We start from the raw sequence: 20,491 nt of genomic DNA on the forward strand, positions 1-20,491 counted from the left end.
TAGTAACCATGGCAACTTTATTCGACCCCATCACCATAGGCAGCCTGCAACTGAAAAATCGCATCATCATGGCGCCGCTGACGCGTTCGCGCGCCGGTAATCCTGGCCGCGTGCCCAACGCCCTGATGGCCGAGTACTACACGCAGCGCGCCTCGGCCGGCATGATCATATCGGAAGCGACGGCCGTCACGCCGCAGGGCGTGGGCTATGCCGACACGCCCGGCATCTGGTCCGACGAGCAGGTGGAAGGCTGGAAACACATCACCAAGGCCGTACATGACGCAGGCGGCCTGATCGTGCTGCAACTGTGGCATGTGGGCCGCATTTCCGCGCCCGTCTTCCTCGATGACGACCTGCCCGTGGCACCCAGCGCCGTCAAGCCGGCCGGCCATGTCAGCCTGGTGCGCCCGAAACAGGAATACGTCACGCCGCGCGCGCTCGATGCGGAAGAAATTCCCGGCATCGTGGCAGCCTACCGCCTGGGCGCCGAAAATGCGAAAAAGGCGGGCTTCGACGGCGTGGAAATCCATGGCGCCAATGGTTATCTGCTCGACCAGTTCCTGCAAGACAGCACCAACTTGCGCACCGATAACTACGGCGGCTCGATTGAAAACCGTGCCCGTTTGATGCTGGAAGTGACGGACGCGTGCATCGAAGTATGGGGCGCCGACAGGGTCGGCATGCACCTGGCGCCGCGCCGCGACGCGCACGACATGGGCGATTCGAACCCGCGCGCCACCTTCGGCTATGTGGCGCGCGAGCTGGGCAAACGGGGCATCGCCTTCATCTGCGCCCGCGAAGCGCTCGGTGAAGACCGCCTGGGCCCGTACCTGAAGCAGGAATTTGGCGGCGTGTACATTGCCAACGAGAAAATGGACAAGGCGGCGGCCGAAGCCTTGCTGGCCAAGGGCGAAGCCGATGCCGTGGCCTTTGGCCTGTGGTTCATCGCCAACCCCGACCTGCCCATCCGCCTGCGCAGCGACGCGCCGCTCAACCCGCTGAACCCGGACACCCTGTACGCGCCGGACGCGACCGGCTACACGGACTACCCGGCACTGGCGGCACAAGCCTGAACAGCGCCCTGAGCACACCCTGAGCGGCTCTGCGCCGCTCATTCCCCCACGCGACGGGCGCAACGACACCAACGCAGTTCGCTGCGCAATGATCGTGGCGGCCGCCGTTTTTGCCTGTCTTTCAGCGCCATCGGCGCCGTGCCGGCCGGGCCGGGCGGCGCGCCTGCACGCTGCTGAAGACGCGGCGTATCACTTCGGCCGGTACCGCATGCTCGCGCAAATAGGCCGTCGCCACCGTCCGGCCCAGGGCGTGATGAAACGCCACGCCACGCTCGACGAGCTCGGCCATCACTTTGTCCGTTCGGACATTGTTTCCATGTACATCATCGACACTGTTTTTCATGCCATGGCTCCCTATCGGGTGAATCAACCCTGCATCAAGTTTTGACCACATACCGTGCATTTAGTGCCCGGTACAGGAAGCAAGCATGGTTAAAATGGCAGTACAAACGGCGCCGACACCGCATGGATAGCGGCCTCGGCTGCTTGTCGCCACCGCCAGCCCCGTATAGAATGCCTGCGCAGAATTTTTGCTTCAAGGAAAATGGCCACCAGCGCCATCCCATTAAAACAGTGTCACTGAAGGGTATCAATGGACGATTTATTTGTACAAGCGGGCGACTTGCCGACCTGGCACCAGCGCTGCGCGCTGCGCGTGCTGCACCTGTTCGGCTGGCGCCTGCGCTTCCGCCCCTTGCCGGGGCCGCGCGGCATCGCCGTCGTCTATCCGCACACGTCCAACTGGGATTTCATGGTGGGCCTGTTCGGCAAATGGGCGCTGTCCTTGCCGTTCCGCTGGCTGGCCAAGGATTCGCTGTTCCGCGGCCCCATGGGCAAGGTGCTGCGCTATCTCGGCGGCGAACCCGTCGACCGCAGCACCACCAGCGGCACGATCCAGCGCCAGGCCGAACGCATGCTGGCCGCAGACTGGTACTGGCTGGCCATCACGCCGGAAGCGACGCGCAGCTACCGCCCGAACTGGAAAAGCGGCTTTTATCACCTGGCCCTGGCCGCCAAGGTGCCGCTGCTGCTGGTCTACATCGACTACCCGAACAAGGTGCTGGGCGTCGTCGACCACTTATACTTGACGGGCGACAAGGAGGCCGACATGGGGGCGATTGCCGCCGTGTATGCTTGCCACCAGGGCTTGCACCCTGAAATGGCGGCGCCCATCGTGCTGTCCGACAAGCGCCCCGGCGCTTAAGCCGCTCAAGCAACCCCCATCAGCACCACGCCAGCGGCCGTCAAGGCCACGCCGGCCACACGCAGCACGCGCTCGGCCAGCACTTGGCCGACGACACGTCCCGCACACAGCAGCATGGCCGAGGCCAGCATGAAGCCGCACGCGGCCGAGGCGGCCGGCAATTCCTGGCCATGCGCATTGCCATGCGCGAGCGCAAACATACCCACCAATCCCAAGCCTAGCCAGTTCGGCAAGGCCAGCGCCAGCGCGATGGCCAGTCCCACCAGCGCCACCGTGGCGGCGATGCCCGTTTCCAGCCCGGACACCGTCAAGCCCGCCATGCCGGCCAGCGCGCCGAGCAGCATCATGCCGAGAAACGTGGCGGGCTGCCCCCAGCCGCGGCGCTGCTGGCCGCCCCACAGACCCACGCCCAGCATGGCCAGCAAATGGTCGATGCCCGTGAACGGATGGGCGAAACCGGCCAGAAAGCCCACGCTCTCGCCATGGCCTGGGTGGGCCATCGCGGGCAAGGCCAACAGGCACAGGGCCGCCACGGCGGCTGCTTTCTTCGTCAGTGTTGCGCTCATTGCAGCTCCTTGCCTGGTTGATCGAGCAAACCTTGCTCGCGGATAAAATCGATGACGATCTGCACGCCGTCGCCGCTGCGCAGGTTGGTAAACACGAAGGGGCGCTCGCCGCGCATGCGCCTGGCATCCTGCGCCATCACGTCGAGGTTGGCGCCCACATACGGCGCCAGGTCCGTCTTGTTGATGATCAACAAATCGGAGCGCGTGATGCCGGGGCCGCCCTTGCGCGGGATTTTTTCGCCGCCGGCCACGTCGATCACGTAGATCGTCAGGTCCGACAGTTCCGGGCTGAAGGTGGCGGCCAGATTGTCGCCGCCCGATTCGACCAGGATCAAATCAAGATGCGGAAAATCTGCCTGCATGCGCGCGATCGCTTCCAGGTTGATCGACGCGTCCTCGCGGATCGCCGTGTGCGGGCAGCCGCCCGTCTCCACTCCCATCAGGCGTTCGGCCGGCAAGGCATCGGCGCGCAGCAGGATTTCCATGTCTTCCTTGGTGTAAATGTCGTTCGTGATGACGGCCATGTCGTAGCGCTCGCGCATGCCCTTGCACAGCATTTCGCACAGGGCCGTCTTGCCCGAGCCGACGGGCCCGCCGATGCCAACGCGCAAGGGATTGGAGGTAATCGATGTCATGTTTGCTCTCTCATTGAATAGTTCAGGAACGGTACAAGCGGCTGTACTGCACTTCGTGCCGCATCGACAGCAGCGACAGGCCTGGCGCCCAGTTGCCCATCTCGTCGTCTGGCAAGGTTTGCGCCGCGAGGGCCGCCGCTTCCAGGTCCGGCCGCAGCGACAGCAGCAAGCGCTGGCCCGCCACCTGCCCCAGCGGCACGGATTTCACGCAGACGAGCACCTGGTTTTCCGCCCAGGCGAACAGCATGGCCAGCAGCGCTTCTTCGCGCGGAATGGCCAGCGCCGCCACGGCGCAGGCATACGCCGTGGGTAAAGCCACTTCAGGCTGGCCCTGCAGCATGTCGATCAAGACGCCGTCGGCCACGCCCAGCTCGGCCAGCAGCTTGGTCAAGGAATAGCCCATCTGGATGGTTTCGGCGCGAAATTCCGCCGTATCGCGCGAAGCGATGAAGCGCTCGCTCCAGCGCTGCACGGCGCGCAGATCCTGCGCTGCAAACGCCTGCATCAGCCGCCAGCACAAAGGCGCTTCCCAGCGCGCCATCACGTGCGCCAGGTGTTGCGCAATCCATACGCGCGCCGTGGCCGCATCCGTCACCAGGCCCGATTCGAGCGCCGCTTCCAGCCCCTGCGAATAGCTGTAGGCGCCGATCGGCAAGGCCGGGCTGGCGAACTGCAGCAGATGCAGCAGGGCCGAGGCCTGCATCAGGCGGCGCCCGGCGTATCGCCGGGGCGGTGGATTTTCTGCCGCAGCGGCACGGGTGCCAGCAAGTGCTGGCCGTGGCCGTCGTGGTGGCCATGGCCGCTGCCATACGCGCCCGCTTCCGGTTCGAACGGCGCGCTTTCTTCCGTCACGGTCGCCCGCAAGCCTTCGAGCATCTCCTTCAACACCACGTCCTTGCGGATGCGCAAAAAGCCGTCGCCTACCTGCGCCTGGGTGTGGCGGTTCCCCAGGTGGAAAGCGCACCGCAGCAAAGTGTGCGCATCCGCGCAGCGCACCAGGTAGGTCGGTTCGCGCGCGGCGACGATCTGCACCACCTGCCCGCCCGGCCCCGTCATGCGCTCGCCGTCGCGCAGCACCGTGCCGCGCACGGTGAACACGGCCACGTCCTCGCCATTCGACAGCACGGCGCGCAGCCGGCATTTTTCGCGCTGGTCGTAGGGCAGCACGAGTTGGGCAACGGCGGCGCGAGGATCGTCAGCCGCCAGTTTGGTATGCAAAGTCAGCATGATGTCTCCCGCTTAAAATAGAAAATAGCGCTGCGCCATGGGCAGCACGGCCGCCGCCTCGCACACGAGCAGCTGGCCGTCGGCGCGCACGGCGTAGGTTTCCGGGTCCACTTCCATGTGCGGCGTGGCGCCGTTGTGGATCATGTCGTGCTTGCGCAAGCCGCGCATGTTTTTCACGGCGATGACGGATTTATTCAGTTTGAGCTGATGGCCGATATCGAGGTCGTAGGCCGCCTGCGAGACAAAGGTGAACGACTTTTTCAGGCCGCCGCCGAAGGCGCCGAACATCATGCGGTAATGCACGGGCTGCGGCGTGGGGATCGAGGCGTTCGGGTCGCCCATCTGCGCGGCGGCGATCATGCCGCCCTTTAAAATCATCGACGGCTTGACGCCAAAGAAGGCCGGCTTCCACAGCACGATGTCGGCGATCTTGCCCGCCTCGATGGAACCGACCACGTGCGATATCCCGTGCGTGATGGCCGGGTTGATCGTGTACTTGGCGATATAGCGCTTGGCGCGAAAATTGTCGCTGCGTGCCGTGTCGGGCGCCAGGGCGCCCCGCTGCACCTTCATCTTGTGCGCCGTCTGCCAGGTGCGCATGATCACTTCGCCGACGCGGCCCATCGCCTGCGAGTCGGACGACATCATCGAGATGGCGCCGATATCGTGCAGAATGTCTTCCGCGGCGATGGTTTCGCGGCGGATGCGCGACTCGGCAAAGGCCACGTCTTCGGCAATGGCCGGGTCCAGGTGGTGGCACACCATCAGCATGTCCAGGTGCTCGTCGAGCGTGTTGACGGTGAAGGGGCGCGTGGGGTTGGTCGACGAGGGCAGTACGTTGGACTGGCCCACGGCGGCGATGATGTCGGGCGCATGGCCGCCGCCCGCCCCTTCCGTGTGAAACGTGTGGATGGTGCGGTCCTTGAAGGCGGCCAGGGTGTGCTCGAGAAATCCCCCCTCGTTGAGGGTGTCGCTGTGCAGCGCCACCTGGATATCCATGCGGTCCGCAACGGACAGGCAATTGTCGATGGCGGCCGGCGTGCTGCCCCAGTCCTCGTGCAGTTTCAGGCCGATGGCGCCCGCGCGCACCTGTTCTTCCAGGGGCAGCGGCAAGCTGACGTTACCTTTTCCCATGAAGCCCAGGTTCATCGGGAAGGCGTCGGCGGCCGCCAGCATGGCGTGCAAGTGCCACGGTCCCGGCGTGCAGGTGGTGGCGGCCGTGCCCACGGCCGGCCCCGTGCCGCCGCCCAGCATGGTGGTCACGCCGCTCATCAGCGCTTCCTCGATCTGCTGCGGGCAGATGAAGTGGATGTGCGTGTCGACGCCGCCGGCCGTGACGATCATGCCTTCGCCGGCGATGATTTCCGTGGCGCCGCCGATGGCTAGGGTCACGCCGGGCTGGATGTCGGGATTGCCCGCCTTGCCGATGCCGAAGATCAGACCGTTTTTCAGGCCGATGTCGGCCTTCACGATGCCCCAGTGGTCGAGGATGACGGCATTCGTGATGACGGTATCCATCACCTCGGCCGCGCAGCGCTGCGACTGGCCCATGCCGTCGCGGATCACCTTGCCGCCGCCGAATTTCACCTCTTCGCCGTAGATCGCGTAGTCATGCTCGATCTCGATGAACAGTTCCGTGTCGGCCAGGCGGATGCGGTCGCCCTTGGTGGGGCCGAACATCTCGGCATACGCGCTGCGGGGAATGCTGGCCATCTCAATCCTTTCCCGGTGGTGTGTCTTGCAGTTCGCCCATCACTTCGCCGTTGAAGCCGTAAACCTTGCGTTCGCCCGCCAGCGCCACCAGTTCCACCGTGCGCTGCTGGCCCGGTTCGAAGCGCACGGCCGTGCCGGCCGTGATATTGAGGCGCATGCCGTAGGCACGCCAGCGCTCGAAGGCCAGCGCCGGATTGACTTCAAAAAAGTGAAAGTGCGAGCCGACCTGGATGGGCCGGTCGCCGCGGTTGGCCACCACCACGGTGGCCGTGGCGCGCCCCGCATTCAAGCTGATTTCGCCTTCTTCCAATTGGTATTCGCCTGGGGTCATGAGGGGCTCCTGTCAATGTCGCTTGTAGGTTACGGTATCGGGTGGTGCACGGTCACCAGCTTGCTGCCGTCGGGGAAGGTCGCTTCTACCTGGATGTCGGGGATCATCTCGGCGATGCCGTCCATGACGTCGGCGCGCGAGAGTATCTTGGTGCCGTCCGACATCAGCTGCGCCACCGACTTGCCGTCGCGCGCGCCTTCCATGATGGCGGCGCTGATCAGGGCCACCGCTTCCGGGTAATTCAATTTCAAGCCGCGCGCCAGGCGCCGTTCGGCCAGCAGCGCGGCCGTAAAAATGAGCAGCTTGTCTTTTTCGCGGGGAGTCAGGTCCATGGTTTTCCTTGCGCTTCTTTCCTGATTAAGTGTTCCAGATGCGGGGCACGACGGCGTCGCGTCCCAGCATGGCGGGGCGCAGCAACTGCCAGGCGGCCAGCATGATGCGGCGCGCCGCCTCGCTGTCGCCGCACAGCAGGCGCACCACCACCAGCGATTTCATGTGCGTGGCGCCAAACGCCGCGCCTTCCGGCACGGCGATCTCGCGCACGGCAGCTAGCACGGCAGGGGAAACTTGCGTGCCGACGGCGATCAGGGTGGCGCATACCGTGTGCCCGCCCAATCCCAGGGGGCTGGCCATCAGGGCGCCGCCGGCGGCCAGCACGCCCTGCTCCCACCACAGCAGCTTGCCGCCGCGGCGGATCTGCACCTGCTGGCTGATGCTGCCCGTATTAAAAATTTCGCCTGCGGCGCTGCGGCCCAGGCAAACGATGTCGCAGCCGATGTAGCCGGCGTCCGCCGCTAGGTCCACCTCATGTCGCAGGCGCACGCAGGCCTGGTCGAAGAAAATGCTTTCCTGCGGCAGCCACTCGATGGCGGCGCCGCTGCCCGCGCGCAGCACGATGTGCTGGCCCGAGACATGGCCGTTGGCGCGGTACCATTTGGCGGCGCCCGGTGACGTGAGCAAGGCGTGTGCGCCCTCGCCCGCCGTGGCGTCGACGGCCAGCTGGTCGCCGCCCACCACGCCGCCGGGCGGATGGATGATGATGGCGTGGCAGACGCCACCGCCTTCCGGATACAGAGGCTTTTGCACGCGCAGGGGGCCGCTGTGCGCGCGCTCGACGAGGCGGCTGACGCCATCGTGCAGCGCGAAGCCCAGGCGCAGCTGCGCCTGCCAGGCGCCGTGTGCGCTGGCTGGTGGAGGCATGACTGGGTGGCTGCTGTCTGGCATGCGGGGCAATCGCGTAAATAAGCGATTACCTAAGCAGGATATGTGCCAGCATCAGGTGAAGGAAACGTGAGAATCGTGCACCGCGTTGCAGCGAATGCACCGGCATGGTGCACCGACCGCACCGCGGCGCTTATGCCTGGGCCATGGCCAGGGTGCGCCGTTCGCGCAGCAAGGCCGTAAACAGTGCGGCGCCCAGGGGGCGGCTGAAATAATAGCCCTGCATTTCATCGCAGCCGTGTTCCGTCAGGAAGGCGACCTGCTCGCGCGTTTCCACGCCTTCGGCGATGACGCGCATATCGAGGTTGTGCGCCAGCGAGATGACGGAACGGGCGATGGCCGCGTCGCTGCTGCTGGTGGTGACGTCGTCGACGAAGGATTTGTCGATCTTCAGCACGTCGATGGGAAAGCGCTTCAGGTAACCGAGGCTGGAATAGCCGGTGCCGAAGTCGTCGAGCGAAATGCCCACGCCGATGTCCTTCAGGCGCGTGAGGGCCGCCACCGCCTTGTCCGGGTCGCCCATCACCGTGCTTTCCGTGATCTCGATGCCCAGGCAGGCGGGCGCGATGCCGTACTTGCGCAGGGCCGCCTCGACGAAGGGCACCGTGCGGTCCTGCGCGAACTGCTTGCCAGACAGGTTGACGGCCACCTTGATGCTGCCCAGGCCCGCATCGTGCCACACGCGGATCTGCGCGCACACGCTTTCAAGCACCCATTCTCCGATAGCCGTGATCAAGCCATATTCCTCGGCCAGCGCGATGAACAGGCCGGGCGGCACCTTGCCCAGCACAGGGTTATTCCAGCGCAATAACGCTTCCGCACCCAGCATGGCGCCCGTGCGCAAGCACATCTGCGGCTGGTAGTGCACTTCGAATTCATCGCGGCCGATGGCGCCGCGCAGCTGCTGCTGCATGGCCAGGCGGGCGCGGATATCGCTGCCCATGCGCTCCGTGAAGAAGGCGTAATGGTCGCGCCCCATTTCCTTGGCGCGCACGAGGGCCGTGTCGGCATGGCGCAGCACGTCGTCGAGGCTGTCGCCGTCTGCCGGGCACATGGCGATGCCGATGCTGGTGGTCAGCGCCAGGCGCTCGCCGTCAACACTCAATTCTTCGCGCAAGCCGGCCAGGATGGTTTGCGCCAGCCCCAGGGTACGTCCCAGCAGGGCATCGTCCTGCAGCAGTATCTGGAATTCGTCGCCGCCCTGGCGCACCACGGTGTCGCCCTCGCGTACGCAGCCGGACAGGAAGCGCGCCACCACCTGCAGCGCCTTGTCGCCGACGGCCTGGCCGTGCGAATCGTTGATGTTCTTGAAGCGGTCCAGGTCCAGGCACATCAGCACCACCTGCTGGCTATCGCGCACGGCGTTCGCGCGCGCCTGTTCGAAGCGCTCGCGCAGCAGCACGCGGTTCGGCAAACCCGTCAGCGCGTCGTGGTAGGAGAGGAAATCGATCAGATGCTGCTCGGCCTTGCGCTCGCTGATGTCGAGGAAGACGCCCACATAGTTGACGACGGCGCCGTCCGGGCCGTGCACGGTGGAGACGCTGAGCAAACAGGGATAGGTGTCGCCGCTCTTGCGCCGCGTCTGCACCTCGCCTGACCAGCAGCCGCTGCTGCGCAAGCCCTGGCGCAAGGCCAGCAGCACCGCTTCGCCCGTGTACTCGGCATGCAGGCGCATGATGTCCGTGCCCACCACTTCCTGCGCCGCGTAGCCGGTGATGCGGGTAAAGGCGGGATTGGCCGTGACGATGATGCCGGCCGGATCCGTGATCAGGATGGCGTCCTGGGTCGCTTCGAAGACCTGACCCGACAGGCGCAGCAATTCTTCATTGGCGCGGCGGATCTGCACTTCGCGCGCCAGCGTGCTGGCCACCTGTTCCAGTTCGGCCGTGCGTTCGGCCACCCGGCGTTCCAGGTTGGCGCGCTCCTGCGCCAGCTGCAGCTGCGCCCGCGCCAGACGCACATGGGCATCGGTGCGGGCGAGGATTTCCTCGGCCTGGAAGGGCTTGGCGATGAAGTCGACGGCGCCCAGCGCAAAGCCGCGCACCTTGTCGTCCGTATCGTACTGGGCCGACAGGAAGATCACCGGCACCTGCTGCAGGGACGGTATCTCCTTCAGGCGGCGGCACACTTCAAAGCCGTCGAGGCCGGGCATGCGCACGTCGAGCAGGATCAGCTCCGGCGGGCGCGCCTGGGCCGTCCACAGGGCCAGTTCGCCGTTCGGCGCCTGGCGCACCGCGTAGCCGGCGCCGCCCAGCAAATCGCTCAACAGCTTCAGCGAAGCCGGCGTATCTTCAACGATCAGTACTTCGCCCTTCGAATTCACTTCCGAAAAATCGCGGTGCATGTAGCAGTTCTCTCAGCTTTGGATGAGGCGCGGCGGTCCGTTGCCACGCTGGACAAGACATTTTCTTTGCGATGAACTACGTACTATCATCATAATCTTTATTGCAATTTAGCACCATCCATCGGCCCTACTTAGTCCGTCTTTTCAGCGAAACCGATGTTGTCAGCCCACACTTTTACGTGTGCGCCAGCGCCCCCTCATTCTCCAGCAAGCCGCACAGTTGGCGGTACTGATGCTGGTCGAGCATGGCCTGCAGCGGCGCCAGCAACGGCGCCGCCGACGCAGGCAGGGCCGCCAGCAGCTGCGCTACCCTGGCCAGGTTCAATTCGCGCAGCGCCACCAGCAAGGCGGCGCGTTCTTCCCCCGTCAGCAGCAGCAAGTCTTGTGCCCGCAGTGCCGGCAACGCCTCGGGCGCCTGCGCCACGGGCAGCGGCACAGGCGCCGGCACGGGCGCTTCGGCCGCCTGCGCGGGGATGCTGAAGCGGAAGGTGGCGCCCTGCCCCGGCGTCGACTCCACCGTCAGTTCGCCGTTCATCAGCTGCACGAATTCGCGCGAGATGGCCAGGCCCAGCCCCGTGCCATCCTTCGGTCCCGCGCTGTCGGCCTGCACGAAGGGCTCGAAGATGCGCTGCTGGTCCTCCGGGGCGATGCCGATGCCCGTGTCGCTGACGGCGAACGACAGCCCCCATTGGTCGCCAGCGCGCCGCTCGCCGCGCACGCGCAGGGTGACTTCTCCGCCGCCGGCGAACTTGACGGCGTTTGACATCAGGTTCAGCAGCACCTGGCGCAAGCGTGTCGCATCGAGCACCACGGCCGCCGGCAGGTTCGCGCAGTCGAGGCGCAGGGCCAGCCCCTGCTGCTCGGCGCGCATGCCCAGCATGTCCATCACTTCCTGCAGCAGCGGCGCCAGCGCCACCACGGCCGTCTGTGCCTGCAGGCGCCCCGCCTCGCCCTTCGACAGTTCGAGAATTTCATTGATCAGGGTGAGCAAATGGTTGCCCGAGCGGTGGATAATGGCCAGATTGCGCTTCTCATCGTCCTGCATGTTCGGCGAGGCGGCCATCAGGCGCGAAAAGCCGATCACGGAATTGAGGGGCGTGCGCAGTTCATGGCTCATGTTGGCCAGGAAGGTGCTTTTGGCGCGGTTCGCCGCCTGCGCCTGGCTGACGGCGACCGACAGGGCGCTCGTGCGCTCGGCCACCAGTTCTTCCAGGTGATGGCGGTGGCGCAGCAGTTCCAGTTCCGCCTCGCGGTGCGCCGTGATGTCGTAGTTCGAGCCCACCAGGCGCATGGGGCGGCCCTGGCCGTCGCGGAAGATCACGGCATCGGCCTTGATGTAGCGGATGGCGCCATCGGGCCACAGGATGCGGTACTCGTGCGTGAACGCCTGGCCGGCACCCAGCGCGGCGCGCAGGGCCTCCTTGGCGGCGGGCACGTCGTCCGGCACCAGCGCCCTGCGCCAGATCGCCGCCGGCGCCATGCCGCTTTCCGCGTCGGCCTTGAACTGCGCATACATCTGCTCATCCCACTGCAAGGCATCGCTGCTGACGTTCCAGTCCCAGATGCCGATGCTGGCCGCGCCGGTGGCCATCTGCACGCGCTCCTCGCTGCGCTGCAGGGCGCGGTAGCGGCTGTCGAGCAGCGCCACCATGTCGCGGATGGAACGGTACAAGGTGCGCAGCTCGCCCAGGAACCACGCTTTCGGCGGCGTGCCGGACGCTTCGCCCTGCCCCGCCTGGATGCCGGCCGCATACTGGCCGATCGCCTTCAGGGGCTTGAGCATCAGACACCACATGAGCAGCCAGATGCTGGCCACGAGGATCACGTCGAGCGCCACGATCATGGCGCCGATGCCCAGCGCGCGCTGGCGCAGCTGCGCGTGCAGCAGGGCCGGCGTCGCATACACGGCCACGCTGCCGATGACCTGTCCGCCCATCGTCACGGGGCGCCGCTGCACCAGCCAGCCCGGTTCCGCGGACAACGAGGAAAAGCTGCCGATGGCGCCGGACGCAGTGCGGCGCAGGACCAGCGCTTCCTTGCCGATGCCCGGCGTGAGGGAACTGGCCACCAGGTCGCGCTTGCCCAGCATGCTGCGCATGATGGCCTGCATCTGCTTTTCATCGAGATTCCACAATGGCAGTTCGATGGCCACGGCCAGCTGGTCCGCGCTTACGGACAGGCTGCCCTGCAGCTGCTGCCAGCGCTGCTCGCGTTCGGACTGGTAAAACAGCACGGCAAACACCAGCAGCAGCGCGGTGACGACAAAGGTCAGCGCCACGCTGACGGCCAGCACGATGGAGACGCCGCCCAGGCGCGCATCTTTGGGTGCGTATGGCGTCATGCGCCTTCGCCCTGCGGCTCGCTGGTTGGCTGCGCCAGCAGGGCGCACAGCGGCTGGTACTGGTGCTGCTCCAGCATGGCGGCGATGTGCGCGGTCAGCTGCGGCAGGCTGGTCGCCACGCCGGCCAGCACGATGGCGCTGCGCCGCAAATCGAGGGCTTGCACGGATTCGAGCAGCGCCTGCCGCTGGGCGGCGCTCAGCTGGCCCAGCGCCTGCTGCAGGTCGAAGGCGGCGGCCGGCACGCGCGGCGCTTGGGCGGCAGTGCGCTGGAAGCGCAGGCCCAGTTGCTGCTCCAGCATGGCGAACAGGTGTTCCTGCTCGATCGGTTTGCGCAGGAAGCCGTCAGCGCCGGCCGCCAGCGCCTCCTGCTTTTCTTCCTCGAAGGCGGAGGCGGTCATGATCACCAGGCGCGGCTGCACCAGCGCCGGCTGCGCGCGCAGCCAGCGCGTCAGCGCCAAACCGTCCATGTCCGGCATGCGCCAGTCGCTGAGCACGATGTCGTAGCGCTGCGCCGCCAGCATCGCTTGCGCCTGCACGCCGCCCGCCGCTTCCTGGAGCTGAAAGCCCAGCGGCGCCAGCAAGCCGGCCAGCAGCTTGCGGCAGTTGTCGTCATCGTCGACCAGCAGCACCATGCGCCCGCGCTGGGACGGCGGCAGGCGCGCCACGCGGCCCGGCGCCTGCGCCGCGAAGGCCGGCTGCCGCAGCGCGGGCGCGTGCAGCTCGAAACTGAAGCGGGAACCGGCGCCCAAGGTCGATTCGACGCGCAGCTCGCCGCCCATCAGGCGCACGAATTCGCGTGAAATGGTCAGCCCCAGTCCCGTGCCCGCCTGGGCCACGGCGCTGTCGGCCTGCACGAACGGTTCAAAGATGCGTTCCAGGTCCTCTTCCGCGATGCCGCTGCCCGTATCGCGCACGGCAAACGCCAGCGCCATTTGCCCATCGCCGTCCGCCTGGCAGGTCAGCGACAGGGTCACGCTGCCCTGCTCGATGAACTTGAGCGCGTTCGACAGCAAATTGAGCAGCACCTGGCGCAGCTTGGCGCCGTCGAGGCGCACCAGCGGGGGCACGCCGTCGCGCTCGAGCCGCAGCGCGATGCCCTGGTCGCCCGAGCGCATGCGCACCATCTCGAGCACCTCGTCGAGCAAGCCGTTCAAGTCCACGGGCCCCGCCTGCAGCTGCATGCGGCCCGCCTCGATTTTCGACAATTCCAGGATATCGTTGATCAAGGTCAGCAAATGGTGGCCGGCGCGGTTGATGATGGCCAGGTTGTGTTTTTCTTCCTCGAACATGCTGCTCGAATCGGCCATCATCTGCGAAAAGCCGATCACGGAATTCAAGGGCGTGCGCAATTCGTGGCTCATGTTGGCGAGAAAAACGCTTTTCGCGCGGTTCGCCGATTCGGCCTCGGTGACGGCCACCGACAGGGCGGCCGTGCGCTGCTGCACCAGTTCTTCCAGGTGGTCGCGGTAGCCGAGCAGCTCCTGCTCGCTTTGCTTGCGCTCGGAAATGTCGACGATGCCGCTGCGCACCAGGCGCCGCCCTTCCATCGGCAAGCGCACCAGCCGCACTTCGCAGGGAAAGACGCTGCCGTCGGCGCGCCGCACATGGCGCTCGACCAGGATGGGTTCACCCAGCATGGCGCGGCGCAGATGCTCTTCCATCATCAGGCCCAAAGGCATGCCGTCGGGCTGCTCCGTGCTATACAGGTCGAACGGCCCGCGCGCCAGCAGCGCTTCGCGCGACATGCCCAGCATGCGTTGCGCGCTGCTGTTGGCGTCGATGAAGCGGTCCTGGTCCAGGTCATACACGACGATCGCTTCAGGCGCATGCTCGACGAGGATGCGGAAGCGCTGTTCGCTTTCGCGCGCCTCGCTCTCTGCGCGGCGCAAACGCCGCCGCTGCAGCAGCAGTGCGCTCAGCAAGCCGGCCATCACGATGAAGACGCCGGCCGCCAGCAGCACGGCGGCGCGGTGTTCGTGCCACAGCTGCGGCGGGCGGTTGAAGAACAGCGTGTCCGGCGGCAGCTGGCTGCTGTCGGCATCCCAGCGCTGCAGCTGCTCCCAGTCGTACATGGGCACGGGGCGGACCGGCGGCAGCAAGGCACCCGGCGCGGCAGGCGCCTTGCCGGCCAACACGGCCAGCGACATCTGCGCCACCTGCTGCGCAGCCCCTTCGATGTGCAGCAGGGAGCCGCCCAGGATGCCCTTGCCCACGTTCGTGTTGTACATGCCGAAGGCGGGCACGTTCGCCAGCCGCGCCAGTTCGCCGGCAAACTGCACGGGTGTGGCGATGGCGCCGGCCACGTCGCGGTTGACATTGCCGGCCACCAGCAACGTATCGGCGGGCAGGTGCGCCACCTTCACGCGCATCTGCTCCAGGGTCAGGCCGTCGAGATACTCGATGTAAACCCTGCCCTGCCACGCCTGCGCCGCCTGCTGCATGCTGCGCTTCAAGGCCTGGTCGGCCTCGCTGACGCCAACGGCCATGACGATGGTTTTGGTCTCCGGGAACAGCGCCATCGCTTGCGCCAGGGTGCCGGGAAAATCGACGTTCGCCTTTTGCTGCCAGATGGCCAGCGGACTGCCGGCCGGCAAGGCCTTGCCCGAGGTGTTAATCGCCAGCACGGGCACGCCGCGCGCCAGCGGCGCCAGGTCGGACAACAAAAAATCGAGCGCCGGCTGCTGCATGGCGATGATCAGGTCGGCCTTGCGCCCCATCATCTGGGTGTATCTTAAAAGCAACAAATCACGCATCTCGTTGCGCAGCGCCGGGTCGCCCTGGGTATTGAGGTTCAGGTGCTCGACCATGATGTCTTCGCTGGCCAGGCCCGCGGCGGCCATGGCGGCCACGTAGGTGCGCGTGTACGATTCCACGCCGGCGCGGCCGTAATCGTAGGCATTGAGGACCAGCACGCGCTGGCCCTGGTGCGGCGGCGCAGCGGCTGGCGCCGCTGCCGGCACGGCGGCCGGGGCCGCGGCGACACAGAATGCCAGCAGCAATGCGCGGCCGCAGCGGTACGCCGCTGCCCTGCCCCTCCCGTCGCCAGGCACATCACGCATCATTCGCCATGCCCATGCTCACCCTCGCCTGTCACCATGTTTCAACTATGCGCCGGCCATTCAGCCACCGACACTTACAAAAACATGATAACGTCAACTGCCGGGACAAGTCTATTCCTTAGGGCAATCTTTTGACAATACCCCGGCGCGTCAGGCCAACCATCGTTACGCGGCGGCGCTACTGATACCGAACAATTCCAGCTTCAGCCCTTTTATGCCAGACGGCACATAAATCGCAATCGCCTGAGCCTTGATCATACTGTCATAGATACTGCCCTTGTTATCGATCGAAAAGTAATACGTATTGGGCCGTACTGGCACCTCGGCGGGAACCTGGGCCATATGGCGCAACTCGGCACCCGGCAGCGCCCTGCCCAGTAGCAGTTCGATATTGTCCGGAGATGAAATCTTGAACTGCAACGGCACCGTGGCGACCAGTTCCAGCGCCGGCATATCGGCGTTTACCGCAAGACAGAGTTCGGTCTGACGGTCAATCCGCTTGGCATCGAGCAAGCCGTAATAGTGGGTGTTCTGTTGCGCGTCGTTCGATAGCGCGATCGGGAAATAGCGCGACAGGAGCACAGTATCGATCAGGTCACGAATGATGCCATCGAGCTTGCCGAAGCCGGCAGCCGCGTCATCGTGACAATAAGCGGGCAAGTCGCTCAGTGTGTATTTCTTCGAAAACGTCATCAAGCCACCGGCCAACGCCATCAATTTTTCAAACAAATACACGGGATGGTGACGCCGGTAACTGGCGCAATGACTGAGCGTGGCGCTGGCCATGCTCAAGGTATGGAGCATCCAGAACGAGGCAACATCCCCGCCATGAAATTCCACCGTATTGTTACCAGGCTGACGGTGGCGGCTGTACAGCGCCTCAATTTTCGCCCCCATGCGATCGATCAGCGAATCGAGCATTTTCTGCAGCGAGGACTCTGCACTGATGGTCAGGCCAGGTGGGATGAAGGAGGCATCGATGTCAAAGCCGCCATTGCCGGCGCGGTACAAACGGATCACCGGGATGGCAAGGTAATCATTCAGAGGGTCCAGTTGGGACAGCAGATACACGCGTTTCTTCAGGTAAGCCACGTCTATGCTGACCGCCTCGCTGTACAGATCCGGTGTTTCGATATCCGCCTGGACATAGCGCGCACCGGCAGAGCTCACATTGCCGCCATGTGCCTGCAGCGCGGGCAGCGCGGCATAAAAAGTAAAGCTATGTTCGCTGGAAGGGAGTTTGGACAGGTCAACCGCACTGGGCAATACATCGCCCAGCGGCGCTTCAAACAGTTCTCCATCCTGAAAGACGAGCGACATGGCGTCTGCCCGCAGGCTATTGTTGGCCAGCGCATCCGCATTCCAGCTGACGCCGTGCACACCCCATAAATGTGGATTAATGAGCGAGGCCAGACGTTGCAGGCGCGCTTCATGGTAGCGGTCCAGCTGCTGGAATTGCTGGGGACCGATGGCCAGGCCTTCGGACCAAAGTAATTTGGATGGCAATGTCATTGCATTCTCCGTGTTGACCGTTGGAATCTTTCTGCTTTGCCAGTCTGATGTTGCCAGCGTGGAAGTCCTTGATGTTGCGCAGTAACCCTGTTCAATTATTTGCGCAAACGCAATTTTCCTTGGAGCAAACACTCGGATACTGGCCATTCCGCCGCGAAGACACAGGAAAAGAAAGATGGAAGACTTGCTGCCGTATTTCGAACGCGAACTGGTGATGCTGCGGCGACATTGCCGTGAGTTTGCCGAGCGCTACCCGAGAATCGCCGGCAAACTGCATATGTCCGGCGAGTCTTGCGAAGATCCGCACGTGGAACATTTGATCGAATCGGTGGCCATGCTGGCGGCACGCATCTCAAAACGGCTCGATGACGACTATCCGCAATTTACCGAAGCCTTGTTCGAAGCCCTGTTCCCGCACTACCTGCGTCCCTTTCCATCCTGCAGCATCGTGCGCCAGTGCGCCCCGGCGGCGGGAGCGGGTGCTTTGCACCTGCCTGCCGGCAGTGAAATGGATACAGCGCCCGTGCGTGGCGTGCGCTGCCGCTTCAAGACGGCCTACGATATGACGACCGGCGCATCGGTACTGGACAGCGCCGTTTTCGATGCGATGATCAAGGCGCCACCGGGCGTACGCCTGCCGGCATCGGCCAGCTCCTCGCTGAACATCGGCATCCGGCATCCCGGTGCGGTGCCCGCATCGCTGCGCGTTTTCATCGATGGCGAGGCTTCTCTTTCCGCCGCATTGCGCGATGCCCTGTTCATGCATACCGTCTGCGCATTTGTGTCGACCGACGCGGTGCAATGGATGGCCTTGCCCGCCGTGCCCTTGACGCCCGTCGGCTTCGCCGACACGGATGCCTTGATATCGTTCGGTGCTCGTTCTCAGCCGGCCTACCGCATCCTGAGCGAGTATTTTGCGTATCCGGAAAAATTCAGTTTCTTCGACATCGATATCGCGGCGCTGAGTGCCGCCTTGCCGCTTGCTTGCCAGCGCTTTACCCTGCATCTGTGCATGGCCGGTTTACGGCCCGATTCCGCTACGGCGCGCATGTTGTCCAGCATTTCCAGCGAAAACTTAAGGCTGGGCTGCAGTCCGGCGGTCAATATCTTCCGCCAGGAAGGCGTACCGATCTCCGTCACCCGGCAGAAAACCGACTATCCCGTGCTGGCCCATGCCACCCATGCGCATGGTTACGAAGTCGTCTCCATCGACTCCGTGCGTTTGCTGCGCCAACGCGGCGGCGAAAGTACGCTGACCGAATTCCGCCCGCTGTACAGCCTGCGGCATGGCGAGGGTACGGCGCAACAGGGCCATTACTGGATCATGCGCCACGATACGGCGTTGGCCATCAAAAGCCCTGGTCATGAAAAGAAAATCACGCTGATTGACAGCGACTTCAATCCCCTGATCCATGAAAAGGCCAGCTTGTCGCTGTCGCTGACATGCAGTAACCGCGATCTTCCCCTTGCACTCAAATACGGCCAGCCGCAAGGAGACTTGCAACCGTGCGCTGGCGGACCCGCGCTGCACATGCTGCGACGCCCCAGCCAGCCGCGACGCTTTTCGCCAGGCGCAGGTCTGCACTGGCGCCTGATTTCGCATCTGGCGCTGAATCATCACGCACTGGTCCAGGAGGGACTGCCGGCGCTGCGCGAAATGCTGACGCTGTACGACCTGTCCCAATCGGCAAGTTCGCAACGCCAGATCGGCGGCATCGTCGCGCTGGCGCACTCGCCAACCACGACATGGCTGCGGCACAGGCGCGGCACCTCGCTGGCGCATGGCGTGGAAGTGCGCATCACGCTGGACGAGGAAGCCTTTATCGGCAGCGGCATGCACCTGTTTGTACAGGTGATCGACCACTTTCTTGGCCTGTATGTGCAAATCAACAGTTTCATCGAACTGGTGGTGCTGTCACTGCAAAGCGGAGAGGAGCTGATCCGATGCAAACCAAGAAGCGGATTGCAGAATCTGGTGTAATGCAACACTTGCTCGCCGAGCCTTACCGCTACCAGTTCGTGCAGGCGGTGCGTATTCTGCTGTGCTGGCTACGTCAGCAGAACGTGTCCCATGCACAAGCCTTCAGCCAGGTGTTGCGCTTCAAGAACAGTCTGTCCTTGAACTTTCCAGCCAGCGAAATCGAGCAGCTCTCGCTCGACGAGCATGAACAACTGATCCTGATACCGGCTTTCATGCGGTTTCTGGGCGTCGGCGGCACTTTGCCCTTGCACCACTCGGAACGTATTGCCGCCTATCGCCTGTCGAGCAAGGATGCCGGCGTCTCGGCCTTCCTCGATATCTTTTCGCACCGCATGGTCTCGCTGTATTGCCAGGCATGGGAAAAATATCGCCTGGAGTCCGCACGCGAGACCCATGCAAAAGATGCGCAACTGCCCTTGCTGACGGCGCTCGCTGGCGTACCGCGCGATGCGCTGCCATCGAACGGCGAAGCCGGCGCCGTGACGCAGGACGTCGCAGCCTGGTACGCTGGCCTGCTGCGCTGCCGCCCCGTTTCAGCTCAGGCGATAGGTCCCGTGCTGGCCGAATACTGCGGCGTACCCGTCGCCCTGCGACAATTTGTCGGGGGCTGGGACTATCTGAAAAAAAACCGGCGCAGCCTGCTGGGCAGTGTCAACTTCGTTCTGGCGCGCGGCGCAACGCTTGGCCTGCGGCTGTGGCGCCAGGACATGCGCGTCTGCCTGCATATCGGCCCGCTGGATACTGCCGGCCTGCAACGCTTCCTGCCGCACAGCGCAGGTGCGGCGGCACTGGCAAAGATGCTGGCGCTGTTTGGCGTACCGGATGTGCAATATGAAGTGCGGCTGATACTGAGTCCGCCATGCATCCAGCCCCTGCTCCTGAGTGCCAAGCCTTCGGAAAGAAGGCGCCTTGGCTGGACGACGTTCTTGCAGACGGCACAGGGCAAGGTACGCGGCGCGCAGGTGCGTTATTTGCTGCAACTGGCTTGAGCAGTTTATCCCTGAAAGCGAGGCAAGCATGAAACATGCGGGACGCGGCGTCATCCGGCTAGGAGACGCAACCGATCACGGCGGCAAGGTCACCAGTGCATCGTCGGACAGCACCGTGATGGGGAAGACGGCGGCGCTGGTCGACGACATGACTTTCTGCCCCAAGTGCAAGGGCAGCTTTCCCATCACGCCAGACGGCGCCGGCGCAAAGCACATGGGCAAGCCGTACGCCTATGACGGCGATGCCACCGCCTGCGGCGCCCGCCTGATCACATCGCTATAAGGGAGGCAGGCC

Annotated in this window: 18 protein-coding genes; 6 read left to right on the top strand and 12 right to left on the bottom strand. The window is 64.6% G+C overall.

From position 1 onward, the window contains the following. Positions 1 to 8: 8 nt before the first annotated feature. From CSQ95_RS26075 to CSQ95_RS26080, 3 genes are all read left to right on the top strand, one after another. Entirely contained in the window at positions 9 to 1,073 is a 1,065-nt protein-coding gene (locus CSQ95_RS26075) for an alkene reductase (RefSeq protein WP_099411583.1), read from the top strand. An 88-nt stretch (positions 1,074 to 1,161) separates the two neighbouring features. Then, on the top strand, positions 1,162 to 1,461 hold the full coding sequence (locus tag CSQ95_RS29380) for a hypothetical protein (RefSeq protein ID WP_143450083.1): 300 nt from the start codon (positions 1,162 to 1,164) through the stop codon (positions 1,459 to 1,461). A gap of 204 nt (positions 1,462 to 1,665) precedes the next feature. Further along, positions 1,666 to 2,277: a 1-acyl-sn-glycerol-3-phosphate acyltransferase gene (locus CSQ95_RS26080; RefSeq protein WP_099411584.1), complete on the top strand. Its 612-nt coding sequence runs from the start codon at positions 1,666 to 1,668 to the stop codon at positions 2,275 to 2,277. A 5-nt stretch (positions 2,278 to 2,282) separates the two neighbouring features. Here the strand turns inward: CSQ95_RS26080 and CSQ95_RS26085 are convergent, their stop codons facing one another. The 12 genes from CSQ95_RS26085 to tssK form a co-directional block, all read right to left on the bottom strand. Beyond that, a complete protein-coding gene (locus tag CSQ95_RS26085; RefSeq protein ID WP_099411585.1) occupies positions 2,283 to 2,843 on the bottom strand; it encodes a HupE/UreJ family protein in 561 nt (186 codons plus the stop codon). Beyond that, complete coding sequence (gene ureG / locus CSQ95_RS26090; RefSeq protein WP_070217989.1) at positions 2,840 to 3,478, bottom strand: urease accessory protein UreG; 639 nt, start codon at positions 3,476 to 3,478, stop codon at positions 2,840 to 2,842. Before ureG ends, CSQ95_RS26085 begins: the two co-directional genes overlap by 4 nt. Positions 3,479 to 3,500: 22 nt before the next feature. Continuing rightward, positions 3,501 to 4,181, bottom strand: coding sequence for an urease accessory protein UreF (locus CSQ95_RS26095; protein WP_099411586.1), 681 nt, complete (start codon positions 4,179 to 4,181; stop codon positions 3,501 to 3,503). After that, the gene (gene ureE, locus CSQ95_RS26100) at positions 4,181 to 4,705 is read right to left on the bottom strand and encodes an urease accessory protein UreE (RefSeq protein WP_099411587.1); all 525 of its coding nucleotides are present in this window, start codon (positions 4,703 to 4,705) and stop codon (positions 4,181 to 4,183) included. Before ureE ends, CSQ95_RS26095 begins: the two co-directional genes overlap by 1 nt. Positions 4,706 to 4,717: 12 nt before the next feature. After that, positions 4,718 to 6,418: an urease subunit alpha gene (gene ureC / locus CSQ95_RS26105; protein WP_099411588.1), complete on the bottom strand. Its 1,701-nt coding sequence runs from the start codon at positions 6,416 to 6,418 to the stop codon at positions 4,718 to 4,720. Position 6,419: 1 nt separating this feature from the next. Next, positions 6,420 to 6,749, bottom strand: a complete 330-nt coding sequence (locus tag CSQ95_RS26110; protein ID WP_034751935.1) for an urease subunit beta — start codon at positions 6,747 to 6,749, stop codon at positions 6,420 to 6,422. 29 nt (positions 6,750 to 6,778) lie between these two features. Next, positions 6,779 to 7,081: an urease subunit gamma gene (locus CSQ95_RS26115; RefSeq protein ID WP_034751936.1), complete on the bottom strand. Its 303-nt coding sequence runs from the start codon at positions 7,079 to 7,081 to the stop codon at positions 6,779 to 6,781. 25 nt (positions 7,082 to 7,106) lie between these two features. Then, positions 7,107 to 7,949: an urease accessory protein UreD gene (locus tag CSQ95_RS26120; RefSeq protein ID WP_099411589.1), complete on the bottom strand. Its 843-nt coding sequence runs from the start codon at positions 7,947 to 7,949 to the stop codon at positions 7,107 to 7,109. 154 nt (positions 7,950 to 8,103) lie between these two features. Further along, positions 8,104 to 10,314 carry a GGDEF domain-containing response regulator gene (locus CSQ95_RS26125; protein ID WP_070313461.1) on the bottom strand — a complete coding sequence of 737 codons (2,211 nt, stop codon included), beginning with the start codon at positions 10,312 to 10,314 and terminating at the stop codon, positions 8,104 to 8,106. 175 nt (positions 10,315 to 10,489) lie between these two features. After that, positions 10,490 to 12,655: a HAMP domain-containing sensor histidine kinase gene (locus CSQ95_RS26130; protein WP_099411590.1), complete on the bottom strand. Its 2,166-nt coding sequence runs from the start codon at positions 12,653 to 12,655 to the stop codon at positions 10,490 to 10,492. Continuing rightward, positions 12,652 to 15,717 carry a PAS domain-containing hybrid sensor histidine kinase/response regulator gene (locus tag CSQ95_RS26135; protein ID WP_099411591.1) on the bottom strand — a complete coding sequence of 1,022 codons (3,066 nt, stop codon included), beginning with the start codon at positions 15,715 to 15,717 and terminating at the stop codon, positions 12,652 to 12,654. The genes CSQ95_RS26130 and CSQ95_RS26135 overlap by 4 nt, the downstream gene beginning before the upstream one ends. A gap of 162 nt (positions 15,718 to 15,879) precedes the next feature. Continuing rightward, positions 15,880 to 17,226 carry a type VI secretion system baseplate subunit TssK gene (tssK, locus tag CSQ95_RS26140; protein ID WP_099411592.1) on the bottom strand — a complete coding sequence of 449 codons (1,347 nt, stop codon included), beginning with the start codon at positions 17,224 to 17,226 and terminating at the stop codon, positions 15,880 to 15,882. A gap of 175 nt (positions 17,227 to 17,401) precedes the next feature. Here tssK and tssF point away from each other — a divergent pair, with 175 nt between their 5' ends. The 3 genes from tssF to CSQ95_RS26155 are packed head-to-tail and all read left to right on the top strand — an operon-like array spanning position 17,402 to position 20,479. Then, a complete protein-coding gene (gene tssF, locus CSQ95_RS26145; RefSeq protein ID WP_099411593.1) occupies positions 17,402 to 19,207 on the top strand; it encodes a type VI secretion system baseplate subunit TssF in 1,806 nt (601 codons plus the stop codon). After that, complete coding sequence (gene tssG / locus CSQ95_RS26150) at positions 19,207 to 20,196, top strand: type VI secretion system baseplate subunit TssG (protein WP_180279170.1); 990 nt, start codon at positions 19,207 to 19,209, stop codon at positions 20,194 to 20,196. The genes tssF and tssG overlap by 1 nt, the downstream gene beginning before the upstream one ends. A 28-nt stretch (positions 20,197 to 20,224) precedes the next feature. Further along, complete coding sequence (locus CSQ95_RS26155) at positions 20,225 to 20,479, top strand: PAAR domain-containing protein (RefSeq protein ID WP_099411595.1); 255 nt, start codon at positions 20,225 to 20,227, stop codon at positions 20,477 to 20,479. Positions 20,480 to 20,491: the final 12 nt, after the last annotated feature.

It is taken from the genome of Janthinobacterium sp. BJB304, assembly GCF_002735765.1.
Classification (GTDB): domain Bacteria; phylum Pseudomonadota; class Gammaproteobacteria; order Burkholderiales; family Burkholderiaceae_D; genus Janthinobacterium.